Below are 16,916 nucleotides of genomic sequence, written 5' to 3' on the forward strand. Positions count from 1 at the left end.
TTACTCCGCCGCCTGAGACGCTGATTTTGCTGTGACGTGGCGCCCCTTTGCCATCATGTCACGCATAATGTCGTCTCGATTGCCGAATGCTGCGACGGTGCCATCCTGAATGACGGCAATTTTGTCCATGTGGCGAAGCAGTGTCGGAACATGGCTGACGACGACAACCGTTTGACCAGCCTTCCGCATTTTGACCAGCGCCTGTTGGAGCGCCAACTCCCCCGTTCCATCGAGGTTTGAATTCGGCTCGTCGAGCACAACGAGACTTGGATCTTTGTATAATGCCCTTGCCAATCCGATCCGCTGTTTTTGTCCTCCGGAAAGCTGGTCTGCAAAATTGCCAACTTCAGTCTCGTATCCGTGTTCGAGCGCCAGGATCATCCCATGCGCACCGGCTTTCCGAGCCGCGGCAAGAACAGCGGCGTCATCGACTTCTCCCATACGGGCGATGTTCTGTGCGATTGTTCCATGAAAAAGTTCTGTCTGCTGTGGCAGATACCCAATGAACTTACCTCTTTCTGTGCTGTTCCAATCAGAAAGCGATGCACCGTCGAGCCGAACTTCACCGAAATTCGGCCGCCAGGCCCCGACCAAAAGTCGGCAAAGGCTGGACTTGCCGCTTCCTGACGGGCCTAGGACACCGCAAAGCGTACCGGGTGCAAGTTTCATGGAAACGGAGCGGATGATGGGTGCCTTGGTTTCTGGCGAAAAGTACCGAAGGTCGGTTACTTCAAGCTTGCCTTCCGGTTTTGGTAACGAGACCTGTGGCTGATCGTCCGCCGTCATCCGAAAAAGACGCTCCAGCCTGCCGGACGCTAGCCGATAGGAGCCGAATGCTTTCCAAGCAGAGATGGCCCGTTCAACGGGCGACAACGCGCGCGCGAGAATGATTGACGCCGCAATCATCCCGCCAGCAGTGAGTTCGGCACGCAACACCAGTGCGGCACCCGTACCAAGGATTGCAATCTGCAATGCGAGCCTCAGAGAGCGCGATAGATTGTAGAGCACACTAGACGTCTCTTCCGCTTGACTCCCATCAGCTTCGGCTTGCGCCCTGCTGCGTTTCCAGTTTGCCAAGACCGCTTCAACCATTCCCATACCGGCAAGCGTTTCAGCATTTTCCACGTAGGCCTGCGCGTCGTTGTTCACTTCGCGCATCTGCATGGCAGCGGTTGAAGCCCTGTGCCTTGTTAGGATGTCGTGTAAAACACCGATCGCAAAAAGCATGATCGCACCAGCCACTGCAATCATTCCAAGAAATGGATGCATCAGCCAAATAACAGTAATAAAGACGGGGGTCCAAGGTGCGTCAAGAAATGCCAGAATGGCATCGCCTGCGAGGAAATTGCGGACATCTTTGACGTCTCCAAGCCCTGCTGGTGACCGTCCATGCTCTAATCGAGCCGAGATCGTGCGTTTGATGACCGCTGGCGACAACTCGCTAGCGACCCACGCTCCTGTACGGTTCAAAATCTTGCGCCGTGCGAATTCAAGGAAGCCGTAGGTGATAATTGCAAATATGGCGATCACAGACAGCCAGATCAAAGTGTCCAGGGATCCACTGGCGAGAACTCTATCGAAGACCTGGAGCATATATATAGATGATGCCAATAAAAGAATGTTTGCCAGGAAACTGAGCACTAGAAGGCTGAAACGCTGACTTCGCGCAGTCCGCATAGTTGTTTGAAAAAGCGTCTTGCTTGCCATGTAAGCTGCCTTAATCTCTTTTGATCAAAATCAGTCTTTTGAAAACGCGGTGTTCTCTAAGCATCAAACACCGACGCTTCTGATTTTCTGATCCGGTTTGCGAGTGCCTGAAGATTGGCAATGCTCGCCAAGTGCGTGTGAATAGCCGCCAGAGCTCCGGATTGCTGCATGGTTTTGAGATCTTCGGCTGACAGCGCATCAACTGCTTTCTTGCTTGCTACATATAGCCCCTCGAGACCTCTCGTCTCACCTTCCGGCCCTTGCAAGATTGCTTTCAGCGGCACAAGCAAATCCCTGTCGCGCAGCATTCGTGCGAAGGATTCTGTCCTCTGAGCATCGGCAGATGTCTGAGAGACGAACTCGCGCGCTGACATGGTCAGCTTTGTTGGCTTGCCTTCCGCATCAAAAAGCGGTTGTCCTCGGCCTTCGTTATTTAATCCTTCAAACCCCGACGCTACGCAAAGAACCGCTTTGCTTTTTTCGCTCTGGTTATCGACTAGAGCTGCGAAAGGATATTGACGCAGCATTGCCGGAATGTAGCTGACAGCCCAACTGCCCTTCTGGTCGACATATAGATTTTCTTCAGCTTGAAGGCCCAAAACTGCGACCAATGCGATTTTATCATCAGCCTGCAAGAAGCCGGTTGCGTAGTCGCGCGACAAACTTTGCAATTCGCTCAGCAGCACCGGCACATGAGTCATTTTGTTCGAAAAACTGAAGCCCGCATCACGGGAGATGCTGGCATCTTTGTGCCTTTCAGATGAAAGCGGCACCATATCCTGCATCAAGCCCTGCATGCTCTGATCTCCATTGATTGTACGATGATCGCGGGCGCGACGTCACCGCCGCGCCGACTATGGGTGATCAAGCCACACCTTCGTACTGATCTTCGGCGCTGTAGTACGATTGTGCTGACACAGTGCCGCCGTTGTCGCCATCAAACGCAACATTGAAGGCATATAGGTCACCGGAATTGTTCCACCCGTCCAAGGCTGTGTGGATGTCAGACCCTGACTCGGTGAAGGCATCATCACTATCAATATCGCCATCGTTATCAGAGTCATAGCGCACACCAGACCCCCAAGCCGCTTTCTTGTCGCCGCGATCAGCCTCATTGAGGCCGTTGAGGTAATAGATCGCCTGATCGATCCAATACATCGCATCTTCACCGAGCGGGGTCGTCATGTTCGGATCGTTGCCAGCCATGACATTCAGCCAAGAGGCAACCAGATCTCTCTCGATCAGTTCGGTCTTGCCCCAGTCCTTGCCTCGGTTCTTTTCGCCATCAAGGCCATTACCCTGAAGTGCGTTGAGCGCTTCAACAAGTGTGATGCCAGCCCCATCGAGATACCACTCCTCGTCACCTTCCTGAACGGCACTCCAATCCCAGTCTCCGATCAACAGACGAAGCTCGCCGTCGCCTATCAAATCCCAGTAAGGCGGAATTTCGTCAGGGTTGGTGTTTTCGTCCGGTTGCTCTCCGTATCGCAAGACAATGACATCATCGTCTGCGAATTCATCGCCTGTTTTCTCGATGCCTCGGTCTTGGATGTCGCCGTCGTCGGCCGGGTCACCATTCCAGAACGTCTGACCCAGTTTGCTTTGCCAGAAGCCAGGTGTCCGCACGCCGGGCCCGTCAATCATGTCATTGCCGAAGAGCAGGAGGTCACCCGCCATGTCAGAGAGCACGACTTCGCCCGATGCTGAGATCTCCACTTTGAAGAAGCCGTCACCGAATGCGTCCGGTGTCGTCTGGACGTAGCCCGGTTGGAGCACCTCCTTGACAAAGTAGATACCCATTTCGAGATCGTCGAAAGACCAGAAGCCAGTCTCATCAGAGACAGTTGTGCGGATCGGTGTGATCTCGTTAAAGATTTCGTCGCCATCATCCTGATAGAGTTCAATCGTCCAGCCTTTGGCACCGGCTTCGCCACCTGCAAGGGCCACTTCTTCGTCATCACGGACACCATTATTGTTCGTGTCCTCGAAGTCCCATGTGCCACTGCGATCCATGTCCCAGAATTTGTACCCTTGGATCGTCCCAGCTTCATAGTTGAGGAAGTCGTTGGTGTCTGATGACTGTCCTGATGCGAGCGAAATGGTGCCTGTCTCTGTGATATCGTCGACGGCATAGTATGTCTTTGCGGTCTCGCCGGTGCCGACGGTGACGGAGGATGCGGTGCCATCATCGCTGTCGCCGAAAGTGTCGGTCTCCGAGACGATGTAGTCTCCCGGATCGAGATCAGTGAAGCTGTATTTGCCGTCGGCGCCAGTCACCGCTGTGAGCTGGTTGCCACCTGTCCCCAGGACGGGTGTGCCGTCTGCAAAGAAGAGATAGATTGTGACGCCGGCAAGCGGTGTCTGATCGTTTGTTGTCGCGGCATCTGCATCGCCGTCTTCGTATTTGATGCCCGAGATTGCGACCTTCTGGTAGTTGAGGAAGTCGTTGGTGTCTGATGACTGTCCTGATGCGAGCGAAATGGTGCCTGTCTCTGTGATATCGTCGACGGCATAGTATGTCTTTGCGGTCTCGCCGGTGCCGACGGTGACGGAGGATGCGGTGCCATCATCGCTGTCGCCGAAAGTGTCGGTCTCCGAGACGATGTAGTCTCCCGGATCGAGATCAGTGAAGCTGTATTTGCCGTCGGCGCCAGTCACCGCTGTGAGCTGGTTGCCACCTGTCCCCAGGACGGGTGTGCCGTCTGCAAAGAAGAGATAGATTGTGACGCCGGCAAGCGGTGTCTGATCGTTTGTTGTCGCGGCATCTGCATCGCCGTCTTCGTATTTGATGCCCGAGATTGCGACCTTCTGGTAGTTGAGGAAGCTTGTCGTCTCGCGTTCGGCATCCGTGTCACCGATGATATCGCCAGTTGTGACTGAAATCAGGTCGGAGTGGACAAACAGAACTTCTTCGTTCGTCAGTGGGTCAATGAAGGTTTTGGAGTTTTCATCAGAATTGAACCATCCTTCAAAGTTCTGCTCAACCAGCCAGTAGTCACCCACTGCGACACCGTCGAAGGAATAAGAACCCACAAGAGTGGCGTCGCCTCCAGCTGCTTCCAGTGTGAGAGTCTGTGACTGGCGGACAGGAGAGATTGGCGTGCCATCCACATTGTAGACGTCGTTAATTGTGAACTGGCCATCGCCGTTGGCATCTGCGTAGAGGTAAATGTGCCACCCGCTAATGCCGCTTTCATCGCCATTGAGGATGCCGTCGGCGTTATCGTCCTGGTATTTGTAGCCTTGGATTGCACCGAAAGGCTGCGCCTTGAGAACGGACCACTCTTCGAAGCCGTCACTGATACCCCAGTCCGCGGCCTGTGTCTGGCCGCTATTCGCATAGGTGTCATCCGCGTTGAGCTCAGGAGCCTCGCCGACACCTTCGGCGCCCATCGATGAGATCAGATAGACGTATGTGGTACTTGCAGTGCCGTCGAAAGTGCTGCCTGCATCGGTGTCATTCAGAAGGCTAATCGCGTCAGTGAAGTCGGACTGTTTGATGTAGAGGGCGATGTCGCCTACGCCGCTGCCTGCTTGCAGGTCGTAATTCAGGGCGACCCAATTATCATTGAGCGCATCAAGGTCATAGACGAGTGCCAACTGACTGGCATCAAGGCTATTCGTTGCCAGCAACTCGTTCGTCAAATCGGTACTCGACTTGTTATCAACAATATATCCAGAGCTGAGTGTCAGATTTGCCTCGGTTGAGACAAAGATCATGACCTCGTCCAGCGAAATGTACTGCTCACCCTTGGCATTGGAGTTTTCGTTGATGTCTAGCCGGAACTCGTAGAAATTGCCCGCGAAATCGTCGGTTGGGTCGTCCGGGTCGATGCCGTCAAGAACTTCGTTGTTCGAGGCATTGAAAAGGGCGACTTCGCTCAAAAGCAAGTCACGGGTGTATCCGTTGGCCTGTGCTTTTTCGTCATTGTTGATTTCGCCGGACGTATTGATGCCGTCTTGTGAACTGTCGTTGCCAGTGGCCTGGATGCGGACAAACGGCGAGATCACGCCGGTTCCGGCGCCGAAGATGTCGTTTGTCCAAACGGCGCCACTTTCGTCTTGGTAATCGGGGCTATCTAACGCTGTGAGATCTAAATCAGACTCGACTTGGCTAATGCCGATGGGGGCGGGGAGGCTATCAGTGAAACTCCAGTAGGCAACGTCTGTCTCACTGGTTGCGGCAAGTATGAAGGTTTCGTCGAGGCTGTCGTCGGGGTTGACATACCATTGCGTCGTGATCGACCCATTCTCAAGACCATCCAGGTCACCTTCACCACCGTCTGTGACGCTCCAACTCTCATGGCCATCACCCCCAAGATCGACGATCGTGTCATCAGCGGTGCCATAAATACCGTCTTCTCCGGGGCCACTGACATGGTCAATCTTGAAAGTAACTGTTCCACCAATATCAACGCCGCTGGCAAGTATTTCTGCGGTTGAACCTGGAGCGTAATCATCAAGATCGGTCGCTACAGCCAGACCATCATCTATAATTTCATCATCACTCAGAAGCACGTTAATTTGGTCAGTCATTGCAAATACCCCACCTTTGCAAAACGGCCTCAAGGTCGCCGGCATCTGCCAACGATGGATTCCTCGAACCGAATGATGTGCACCCTCGATTGGATGCACGCGAATGTCCTGCGGGTTTTCAACCCGTGCGCTACGTTGGTCTCGCTGCCTGTATTCTGCGCTCGTGACGCCAACTCACGGTCTGAGAGATTCAAGGCATTAATGGCCTGCCGGTGACGACGATCAGTCAGATCTATTGGTCTATGTATGTATACAATTGGCAAGAATGCTTGCGCAGTCCCGGCATTCTGTCAACAGTCAGCCTTATTTTTGCCTTATTAATAAACGGTTAATGACACAATTGACTGGAAACAGTGGGTTAGCGATTTCCGAGTAAAAAGGTAAACTAATTTAAGTTTATCCGCCAAACCGATCGAGGGCTCCTATCCCGCGACTCATTAGAAAAATGGCAGGTTTCAGTCATCGGGCCGGCTGACGTCGCCCAGTTGTCCGGTTGTCTCGCGCCAGGACTTCTGACAAAGATGCGATGTAGCGCGATGGGTTTGCGCCTGGTGGGGGCCGTTTCATGAAAGAAGCAATCTATTCGGGGTTTCTGATCTTTGTTGTCGGATCGCCTCTGGGGGCAGACACGATCTCTGGGAGCTTCTCGAATTTCGGCACCCCCGGTTTGGTCGAAATGCCCACGGCGGACGTCAGGGAAGATGCTGAACTGGGGATATCTTTCGGTGGATTTGAAAACCAGCAACGGATTACTCTGAATTTCCAGATCACGCCGCAGCTTAGCGGTGCGTTCCGCTATAGCAGGCTTGATGAATTCTCTGGTCCCGGGTTCGATCCAATTTTCGATCGGAGTTTCGACCTTCACTACCAGATTTTCCCGGAAGGAAGCTGGCGGCCAGCGCTTGCGGTCGGATTGCGCGACTTCATGGGGACAGGCATCTATACCGGCGAGTATGTCGTCGCGACCAAGACGGTAACGCCACGTATCAGAACAACGCTTGGCTTGGGGTGGGGAAGGCTCGCCACCGAAGGCGGATTTGAAAATCCGCTCGGTGCGGTATTTGACGAGCTGAAGATACGTCCCGCGCTCGATGTCGGTGAGGGAGGCGAGCCGTCATTCGATCAGTTTTTTCGCGGCGATGCTGCGCTCTTCGGCGGTGTCGAATGGAAAGTGTCTGAGGCCCTGACATTTACTGCGGAGTATTCGAGTGACGCTTATGCGCGCGAAGAGAATATCGGGATTGTTGAACGTGACACGCCGCTAAATTTCGGGCTCACGTTTTCTCCTTCAGATGACTTCTATCTCAGCGCACATTGGTTGGGCGGGGTTGATTTCGGCTTGGCCGCAACCATCGCCGCCACACCAAATGACAGGGTTGCGTCGAGCGGCTTCGAATCCGCGCCTCAGCCTGTGATAAGTCGCGGATCTGTTCAGGTAACGCCGTCCTCAACAGGATTGCCCGAAAGCAACGTTCAAGCGACCAAGACTGCTCTGGCGCGCGACGGCTTACGCCTGACGGCAATCACGCGGAGCCAACGGAGCGTCAGTGTTGCGTTTGAAAATGAAAGATATCGGGCTGAGGCACAGGCCGTCGGACGGGTCGCCCGGATTCTGACAGCGACAATGCCGCGCGATATCGACAGCTTTACGATCATCCCGACGAGAGATGGCATTCCGATATCAGCGGTGACAATCGCACGAAGCGATCTTGAGGCATTGGAAAATCAACCAGACGCTGCTGCATCGATGTTAGCGCGCTCAGAAATCGCTGAAGCGCCACTCGATATCGCAACAGGACTGACTGCGCGGGATGAGCGGCTCCTTTGGGGGATTTCGCCTTTCGTTGCGCTGCAGCTCTTTGACGGTCGCGATCCGTTGCGGACGGAATATGGGGTCCAGGCTGCGCTCTCATATGCGATCCAACCCAATTTGTTCCTCGAAGGCCGCGCGCGCTATCGCATTTCAGGTAACAGACAGGACGCGAGCATTGCGGCTTCTGATTTGCATCCCGTTCGCCGAAATGTCGGAAAGTACGGAGAAGTCGGAACGGTCGGTATCGAGAACCTGGCCTTGCACTGGTACGGCAGGCCTGGCGAAGCGCTTTATAGCCGTGCTTCGCTTGGTTATCTCGAGACCATGTTTGCCGGCGCGTCAACCGAATTGCTTTGGAAACCCGTCGACAGTCGTCTCGCCTTGGGGGCTGAGCTGAACTATGTCGTCCAGCGTGAATACGATCTTGGGTTCGGTGCGCAGTCCTTCGACGATATCGGGGGCACCTATGACGTGGTCACCGGGCATGCGTCTCTCTACTATGCATTTGAGAATGGTTTTCACGGCCAGGTCGATGTGGGCCGCTATCTTGCGGGCGATTGGGGTGCCACATTCCGGCTAGACCGGGAATTTGCCAACGGCTGGAAGGTCGGAGCATATGCGACCTTTACGGATGTCCCATTCGAGGAATTCGGTGAAGGATCTTTCGACAAAGGCTTCAGGATTACGGTCCCATTTGATTGGGCGCTCGGGAATGCCACACGCGATAGCGCGAACGTCAGCCTTGCATCGCTCAGTCGTGACGGAGGGGCGCGGTTGCGCGTTGACGGACGGCTTTACGAGCGCATTCGCGGCAGTCACGAAGTGGCACTTACTGACGGTTGGGGGCGTTTCTGGCGATGAGACTACTGGCGCTAATCACTTTGCTGGTCGGCATTTCTGCCTGCGGACCACTTCAGCAAACAACAATTCTCAGCACGTCTCTGGATCTGGCGACTGATCTTGCCGGGTTCGACACAGACGATACTTCACCGGATCCAAGATCCGGCCTGTCTCGCGAAATGATTGAAAATGCGCCACAGGACCTGATGCTTTTTGCGCCGGTGTCGGAAGATGACGCGTCATTGCTGGCGCGCGTTACCGAAAATAATGGCTATGTGACATGGGCTGAAGACAGAGGCATCGCCATTATTACGCAGAACGGGCTGGTTGCTGGCACAAGGGGATTGGGCAATGACCTGATGGGGGCAGACTTAAGCGTCGTCTACAATGCGCTTGTAAGCGGGCAAGGTCGTTATGCCCGTGTGCACGATTACATCGGTGGAAATGATGCGATTGTACGCGCCCGCTTTGAATGTCAGGTGCAAACGATCCGAGATGATGTGCTCGAGATTTACGGACAGCGCCGCAACGTGCGCTTGGTCGGCGAAGGATGCGCAGGCAGGGCAGGGCAGTTCAGTAATCTCTATTGGATCGCTTCAAGTGGCCAGATTTGGCAGTCTCGGCAATGGATTTCTGCCCCGGTAGGCGAAATCGACATTCAAATGCTGCGTTAATCACTTCTAACCCTTGAATATGTTTTCAGATTTGGTATCGAGATAGTGAGCGGATACTGCGGACGATTGCGGTGCCCTTACTGAAACCAGATGTCGAAAGGGATTTCGAATGAACATCAAAATGATTTCTACAGCTGCAATCGTAGCATTTGCAGCTTCTTCTGTAAACGCTGGCGGCCTGATGGGTGCGATCGTTGAAGAGCCAGTGGCTCCACCAGTGATCGTCGAGGAAGAAGACGGCAGCATCCCAGGCTGGGTTATCCCAGTAGCGATTCTCGCAGCACTTCTCGCAGCTAGCTCCAGCGACTCTGGTGGCGGCTCCGAGGACGACAGCGACAACTAAGTCAGTCTGCGATAACTACAGGTTTTCGCAAGTGTGATTTGAGTTATGACTGCACCGAGAGATTGGTGCAGTCATTTTTGTTTCAAGTGTTTGCCAAATCCGCGCCGGTAGATGATAAGCACTAGAACACAACGTAGCGGCGAGGGGGTCGAATAAGTGAACCAATTGAAGCGTTTGCTGCTTTTGTTGACCTGCCTGACATTGCTGGGCGCTTGTGCAGATGGCTTTAGCGAGTTTCCCGTGACCCGAGAGGCTCAAACCGAGCTTCCGCCCACAGTCACGGTCATCCAGCTTGACGCGCAGAACATCAGGCAATTCAACCCCGCTTCCTCGACTCCGGTACAAAGCGCCACGCTCGCAGGCCCCTCGGGGTGGAAATACCGGATTGGTCCTGGCGATGTTCTGAGTGTGCTTGTTTTCAATCACCCAGAACTTACGATGCCAGCGGGGCCACAGCGCAGCGCGGCCGAAAGCGGTTTCCGCGTCCAGTCTGACGGCACCTTCTTCTATCCTTTTGTAGGGCAAGTGCAGGCCGCGGGTCTCGCACCTGAAGACATTCGCACCGATCTGCGCCTGAGACTTGCAGAATATATTGCTGATCCGCAACTCGAAGTGCGGGTTGCTGCGTTCAACAGTCAGGCAATCAATGTCACCGGCGCGGTGGCGATGCCGTCGCGCCATTCATTGACGACTGTTCCGATGACTCTGGTGGACGCCATCAACGCTGCTGGTGGCCTCAAGGACAATGCCGATGCCGAACGCGTCACAATCCAGCGCAACAATCGGACCTATAATGTCGATCTTGATGCTTTTCTTTCGCGAGGTGTCGTTTCAAACAACCCCGTCCTTGGCGCTGGTGACGTCGTCTATGTGCCTGAGCGAGAGAGCGAAGAAGTCTTCATTCTTGGCGAGGTCAATCAATCCGCAAGCATCGACCTCGAAGGTGAAGAATTGTCGTTGACACAAGCGCTTGCCGGGCAGGGGGGGATCAATCAGATCCGGGCAGATGCACGCGGTGTGTTTGTTTTCCGCGGAACACCAGCCGCCATGCGTGTTTTCCAGCTGTCTGTGGCATCGCCGACCGGGTTTCTTCTGGGGACAGATTTCCTGCTGCAGCCCGGTGATGTCGTCTACGTGACCCGATCGCCGCGGCAACGGTGGAATGATACGATCCTTGGGTTGCTTCCGACCGTGGGCGCTGTCAATACAACCACAGATACACTCAACGGAATCTAGGGTTCATGCAGCGACTGCTTACTGTTTGTGTTGGTAACATTTGCCGCTCGCCTATTGCGGCGGCGCTCCTGCGTGCAGACTTGCCTCATTACACTGTATCTTCCGCAGGGATTGCTGCGGTGGTGGGGAACGATGTGGACGAGCACGCCCGCCGTGTTGCAGAGGATGCGGGGGTCGCTGTTGGTGAACACAGCGCGCGCCAATTCACAAAAGAGATTGCCGCCGAAAATGACCTTATTCTTGTTCTCGAAGGCGGACACCGCCGAGAAGTAGAAAAGATTGTTCCCGGGATTTCCGGGCGTGTGATGCGGCTCAGCCGGTGGACCGGTGATGGCGATATTCCGGACCCCTATCGCAGAAGCATCGAGTTCCACCAAGCGGTCTTTGCGCAAATTCAAGAAGCGACTCAGGCCTGGGCCGCACGTTTGGGCGGGCGGTAAAGACACGCTATGGCGAACGAGGGCGATCAGGTTCAGCAGACCAGCAATGATGACGAGATTGATCTTCTGGATCTCTTGAGCCGCCTTTGGGCTGGCAAATTCACAATCTTCGTCTTTATCGTCCTCGCGGGCCTTGCGGGGATTTTCTACATCCTGAACACGCCGCGCACCTATCAGGCTGATGGGCTGCTTCAGCTGGAAGAAAAGTCCAGTCAACTCGCACTTCCCAGCAGCCTAGCGGATCTGTCAGGCGATAGCCCTCGCGCTGTCACTGAGATCGAAATCATTAAGTCGCGTCTGGTTCTTGGCCGCGCCGTCTCGCGCCTCAACCTCGCTTGGATTGCAGAGCCTGTCGAAGCACCAATCGTCGGTCATTTACTTGCGACACAAAGTTTTTCCCTTCCGGATTGGGCGTTTCTATCGCCCTTCGCCCGCCAGGGGGATGAAATTGAATTGCAGCTTCTCGACGTACCGGCAGCATGGTTGGGAGAAGACATCCTTCTGGAGGCGGCCGGAACAGGCGCCTTCGACGTCTGGCTTCCGGACGGGCGAACTGTGCCGGGTCAGGTCGGTGACCTCCTTATTGATCCCGAGACAGGGTTTTCGCTGCGAGTCGGAGTTTTGGTAGGACAGACAGGGCGTCAGTATCGCCTCGTGCAACTTCCCGAAACAGAAGCTATCCAACGCGTTCGTGAACGCCTGACAGTCGCGGAACAAGGGCGCAATTCCGGCATCCTACGGCTTGAATATCGGTCACAGTCACCTGAACTTGCACGCCGAACACTGGATGCAATTGCCCAGGCCTATCTCGCGCAGAATGCCGAGCGCAGCGCGGCTGAGGCCGAAAGCAGTCTGGCGTTTATCGAAGGCCAGATCCCTGACGCCCGTCAAGCGGTTCAGGAGGCTGAAGCTGCACTGAACGCCTATCGGCAGGAACAACAGGCCATCAACCTCGGTGCAGAGGGCGAAGCACTTCTGACGCAAATCCGTGCTGTTGAGACCGAACTTCTTGAGCTAGACGCGCTTGAGGAAGAATTGGCCGAGCGATACACGCCAAACCATCCTGAATATCAGCGACTACTGGGTGCGCGTGGCCGTGCAGAGGCACGACTTGCAGAGCTTGAGGAAGAGGTACGGACACTTCCAGCAACGCAGCGGGAAGTCATCAATCTCACGCAAGACGTCGAACTGGCACAAGAGGTGTTCATCCAACTTCGCAACCGCGCGCAGGAGCTTGAAGTGTTGCGTGCTAGTACAATCGGCAATGTGCGGGTGATCGACAGCGCACGGACAGCAATCCGTCCCGTCGCGCCACGGACAATGGTTGTGCTGGCGCTATCGCTTATCCTTGGCACGGTTCTCGGGATGACTTGGGTGCTACTGCGCAGCTACCTGAGAAAGACGGTCGACGGCGCCGAAGATCTCGAAGCTCTTGGATTGCCGGTATTTGCGACGCTGAACAAGCATCCTGCCGCAGCGCGGTCCAAGAACAGCGCCCGGTCGCTGCCTCTTGTGGCAATTGAAACGCCAGACTCACTGTTTGTCGAAGGTTTGCGTTCACTGCGAACCAGCCTGCATTTCGCGATGCTTGATGCAAAGAACAAATCGCTGGTGCTGACCAGTACTGCGCCGGGGTCAGGCAAAAGCCTGATCAGTGCGAACCTTGCAGCAGTTGCTGCTGAGGCGGGCCAACGGGTTTGTCTGATGGATGCGGACATGCGCCGAGGGCAACAGCGCAAATACTTCGATATCCCGCGCGACAACCCCGGTCTGGCACAGGTCCTTGCTGGAGAGACGTCGTTTGAAGATGCAGTGCTGCAGAGTAAAGTCGACAGGCTCAGCGTTCTGCCGGCGGGGCCGTTTCCGCCAAATCCCGCAGAACTGCTCATGCGGCCTGATCTGGCGGCATTGCTCGCACGGCTGGATCAGGAATTCGATCTGACCATCATCGACGCACCACCGGTGCTGGCCGTGACCGACCCTGTTGTTCTGGGACGGGCTGCCGGCGCGGTCATTGCAGTCACCCGCTTTGCGCAAACACATCCGGGCGAGGTGCAAGCGATGCTCAAGGTGTTGGGCACGAGCGGCGTCAAGGTATCAGGTGCCATCCTGAACGATTTCGATCCTAAGAAAGCCAAAAGCCGCGGCGGTTACGGTTATGCCTATAACACGCGCTACAGCTACAAGTAGCGAGGCGGCTTTCTAGGCGGCCTCGGGCGCACTCTGACCCAAACCTGCTTCGATCAACACGTCTCGATACTCTTCGTCCTGCGCAGCGAGATGCAGAATGGCGCGCAACATCCCGGCTTTTGAACCGCAATCAAAGCGCGTACCGGAGAACCTGAAACCGTGAAGCCCGAGGCGTGCAAGTCCTGCATCAATCGCGTCGGTAAGCTGTATTTCGCCGCCAGCGCCGGGTTCTTGTCCGCTCAGATCAGCAAAGATCGACTCATCCAGAATATAGCGACCGACAACGGCCTCTCTTGACGGCGCGTTTTGTGGAGCCGGTTTCTCAACAATGCCATCCGCTGCAAACAGGCGACCATGGCGCGCGCCTGAGAGGATTCCGTATTTGTTGGTTTCTTCAAGTGCCACCTCCATCGTGGCCACCATATGACCCGCAGTGCTTGCAGCATAGGCATCTATCATCTCGGGCAGGCAGCTTTGGCCAAGGATCAGATCATCAGGAAGGATGACAGCAACAGGTCCAGGCAGCACGTGATCTTTGGCGCACAAGACAGCATGACCGAGGCCGAGGGGTTCGTGCTGCATGGTAAAGACGACATCGTCGCTTTCAGGGCAAAGGGCTGCGTCGCGCAGTTCATTTTCAAGGTCGCGTTTTCCTCGCGACCTGAGTTCAGCGCGAAGTTTTGCGTCGTCCATCACATGGCGTTCAATTGCCTGCTTGGAGGGATGACTGACAAACACCATGCGTTCGATGCCAGCCTCTTGTGCCTCGTCAATCGCATATTGGATCAGCGGTGTATCAATTACCGGCAGCAGTTCCTTTGGAGTTGCCTTTGTCGCCGGCAAAAAACGCGTGCCAAGACCTGCGACAGGGAAAATGGCTGTTCTGACCGGTTGCGACATTGATAATTGCTCCTGTGTTGCTGCACTGCAGAATGTATGTCGGCTGTGATGAGGGTCAAGAAACGACATCCGAGAGATTGTATGCGACGATTTGTTGCTTAATTTTTGGGCGTGTTTGCTGGAATGCCACGCATTTCATCAACAGAAACTGACATTCCGTGCCCCTGTTTCATAGATTTCAGCAGTTTTTTGCACCCGCAGCATTGACCGCAGCGTCACGGTTTCCATGTTGAGTGTATGCACATTCTGTAGCCCCTCCGTCACAGCCCCAGATCGCGTATCTGAACCAGCGCGCGAAACCCAGTCCCTGAGAGGTCCACATGAAGCATCAAGATTTGCCCACCGGCGGCACACCACATATCGCAGAGAAATACGCAAAAGTTGCCGTTGTTGGTGCAGGCTCCTGGGGCACCGCGCTGGCCGCTACGCTTGCCCGTTCCGGCGTTGCGACGTGGCTCTGGGGTCGGAATGCCGAGGTCATTGCAGACATCAATGAAAATCACCGCCATCAGGCGCTGCTGCCAGATGTTGATTTGCCTGAGGAACTGAAAGCAACCAGCGCATTGGATGAGGCGCTTTTGGGTGCAGAGGCGGTCCTGATCGTTGTCCCCTCAAGAAGTTTGCGCGAGGTTGCCCAGCAAATGCGGACTTTTATCCCGGAAGGAATCCCCGTCGCCGTTTGTGCAAAAGGCATCGAGGCAGGCACTGGTTTTCTGATGTCGCAGATTGTGGAAGAGGTCTTGCAAGGCCACCCCGTCGGTGCCGTCTCAGGGCCAACATTTGCCAAGGAGGTCGCCAAAGGCCACCCCACATCGGCCACCGTTGCATTTCCGTTTTCCCACAATGACCGGCTGCATCCCAACATGAGCCCGGCCGCGCGTCTGGCTGTTTCGCTCAGCACCGAAAGCTTCCGCGCCTATGTCTCCGATGATCTGATCGGCGTCGAGGTAGGCGGCGCGGTCAAGAACGTCATCGCGATTGCCTGCGGGATGATGACGGGGGCAGGGTTTGCGGAAAACACACGGGCTGCGCTGATCACGCGCGGTCTTGATGAAATGAAGGGACTTGCCGAAGCACTGGGCGGACGCCGCGAAACCGTCACCGGACTTTCAGGCATCGGCGACCTCTCCTTGACCTGCTCCAGCACAACCTCGCGCAATATGGCACCGGGACATCAGCTAGGACAGGGCATTGCCCGCTATGAATGCTTTGATGGCAAACCAATTGTTGTGGAGGGCGAGGCCAATGCGAGCTCTGTAACGGAACTTGCGCGCCGTTTGTGCGTTAGCATGCCAATATGCGAAACCGTCAACGCAATTCTCCACGACCAAGCAGACCTCGGACACGCCTTTGCTTCACTCTGGGCAAGGCCAATCGAGGCTGAACCGCGTGCGATGGGGCTGGCGTTGAACCACCCCGCAACAAAAGAAGACATAGCAACTCTTGCAGAAAGGATCTCATGACCCGTCACGAAACATTCCCCGAGACAGCAATCCGTGAAAAGGAACTGGTGCTCGCTACAGACCTGGATGGTACATTTCTGGGTGGAAGCGAAGAGGACCGGCAGAAATTCTACAGCTTTATCGAGGCAAACCGGCAGCGCATCGGTTTGATCTTTGTGACAGGACGCGATCCGAATTTTGTCCGCGAACTTACCCGCAAAAAAGGTGTACCCAAACCCGACTATGTGGTCGGTGATGTTGGCACCACCATTGCCTCCGTTGACCGGGATCACTTTCTCGTCCCGATTGCGCCGCTTGAAGAAGAAATCGAAAAGGCGTGGGCCAACGCCAATGGGCGCGTGCAGGCGGCACTGACCAAGATTGATGGTCTCCGCCTGCAATCCACCGGCTTCCGCCACCGTGTCAGCTATGACATGGACCCCGACACATTTGATCGTCGCGCTCTCGATATCGTAGCCGATATGGGCCTTGATGCCCTGATTTCGGATGATCGCTTTTTTGATGTTCTGCCAAAGGATGTCAGCAAAGGCCCATCACTATTGCGCCTTCTCGAACATCTGGAAATCGACAACCGCCGCACACTCGTTGCCGGTGACACGCTCAACGACCTTTCGATGCTCAAGCTTGGCTTGCCTGCGGTCGCTGTTGGCGGATCAGAAGACGCCCTGATCGATGCGGTTTCTGGACTGGAGCACGTCCATGTCGCCAAAGGCGTCGGCGTTGCAGGTATCGCAGAAGCAATCCTCACAAAAAACATGCTGGCGAAAGCCTAAG

The 16,916-nt window shown here is 55.2% G+C and carries 12 protein-coding genes; 8 read left to right on the top strand and 4 right to left on the bottom strand.

Annotated features, from left to right (window positions below):
* From BM316_RS03685 to BM316_RS03695, 3 genes are all read right to left on the bottom strand, one after another.
* Nucleotides 1–1,707, bottom strand: a complete 1,707-nt coding sequence (locus tag BM316_RS03685; RefSeq protein ID WP_090204114.1) for a type I secretion system permease/ATPase — start codon at nucleotides 1,705–1,707, stop codon at nucleotides 1–3.
* A 56-nt stretch (nucleotides 1,708–1,763) separates the two neighbouring features.
* Nucleotides 1,764–2,504: a SapC family protein gene (locus BM316_RS03690; RefSeq protein ID WP_090204117.1), complete on the bottom strand. Its 741-nt coding sequence runs from the start codon at nucleotides 2,502–2,504 to the stop codon at nucleotides 1,764–1,766.
* Between the two features lie 67 nt (nucleotides 2,505–2,571).
* Nucleotides 2,572–6,243: an MSCRAMM family protein gene (locus tag BM316_RS03695; RefSeq protein WP_090204120.1), complete on the bottom strand. Its 3,672-nt coding sequence runs from the start codon at nucleotides 6,241–6,243 to the stop codon at nucleotides 2,572–2,574.
* Nucleotides 6,244–6,808: 565 nt separating this feature from the next.
* Here BM316_RS03695 and BM316_RS03700 point away from each other — a divergent pair.
* From BM316_RS03700 to BM316_RS03725, 6 genes are all read left to right on the top strand, one after another.
* Complete coding sequence (locus tag BM316_RS03700) at nucleotides 6,809–8,917, top strand: YjbH domain-containing protein (protein WP_090204123.1); 2,109 nt, start codon at nucleotides 6,809–6,811, stop codon at nucleotides 8,915–8,917.
* Nucleotides 8,914–9,570, top strand: a complete 657-nt coding sequence (locus BM316_RS03705; protein ID WP_090204126.1) for a YjbF family lipoprotein — start codon at nucleotides 8,914–8,916, stop codon at nucleotides 9,568–9,570. The genes BM316_RS03700 and BM316_RS03705 overlap by 4 nt, the downstream gene beginning before the upstream one ends.
* Before the next feature lie 121 nt (nucleotides 9,571–9,691).
* Nucleotides 9,692–9,913 carry a hypothetical protein gene (locus tag BM316_RS03710; protein WP_242649739.1) on the top strand — a complete coding sequence of 74 codons (222 nt, stop codon included), beginning with the start codon at nucleotides 9,692–9,694 and terminating at the stop codon, nucleotides 9,911–9,913.
* 156 nt (nucleotides 9,914–10,069) lie between these two features.
* Complete coding sequence (locus BM316_RS03715; RefSeq protein WP_090204132.1) at nucleotides 10,070–11,149, top strand: polysaccharide biosynthesis/export family protein; 1,080 nt, start codon at nucleotides 10,070–10,072, stop codon at nucleotides 11,147–11,149.
* Between the two features lie 5 nt (nucleotides 11,150–11,154).
* Entirely contained in the window at nucleotides 11,155–11,589 is a 435-nt protein-coding gene (locus tag BM316_RS03720; protein ID WP_090204135.1) for a low molecular weight protein-tyrosine-phosphatase, read from the top strand.
* Between the two features lie 9 nt (nucleotides 11,590–11,598).
* On the top strand, nucleotides 11,599–13,779 hold the full coding sequence (locus tag BM316_RS03725; RefSeq protein WP_090204137.1) for a polysaccharide biosynthesis tyrosine autokinase: 2,181 nt from the start codon (nucleotides 11,599–11,601) through the stop codon (nucleotides 13,777–13,779).
* 12 nt (nucleotides 13,780–13,791) lie between these two features.
* Here the strand turns inward: BM316_RS03725 and BM316_RS03730 are convergent, their stop codons facing one another.
* A complete protein-coding gene (locus tag BM316_RS03730; RefSeq protein ID WP_090204140.1) occupies nucleotides 13,792–14,679 on the bottom strand; it encodes a UTP--glucose-1-phosphate uridylyltransferase in 888 nt (295 codons plus the stop codon).
* 320 nt (nucleotides 14,680–14,999) lie between these two features.
* On the opposite strand from BM316_RS03730, the gene BM316_RS03735 reads away from it, so the two are divergent.
* Entirely contained in the window at nucleotides 15,000–16,142 is a 1,143-nt protein-coding gene (locus BM316_RS03735; RefSeq protein ID WP_090204143.1) for an NAD(P)H-dependent glycerol-3-phosphate dehydrogenase, read from the top strand.
* Nucleotides 16,139–16,915, top strand: coding sequence for an HAD-IIB family hydrolase (locus BM316_RS03740; RefSeq protein ID WP_090204146.1), 777 nt, complete (start codon nucleotides 16,139–16,141; stop codon nucleotides 16,913–16,915). The genes BM316_RS03735 and BM316_RS03740 overlap by 4 nt, the downstream gene beginning before the upstream one ends.
* Nucleotide 16,916 lies beyond the last annotated feature (1 nt).

Source organism: Yoonia litorea, assembly GCF_900114675.1.
Lineage (GTDB): Bacteria > Pseudomonadota > Alphaproteobacteria > Rhodobacterales > Rhodobacteraceae > Yoonia > Yoonia litorea.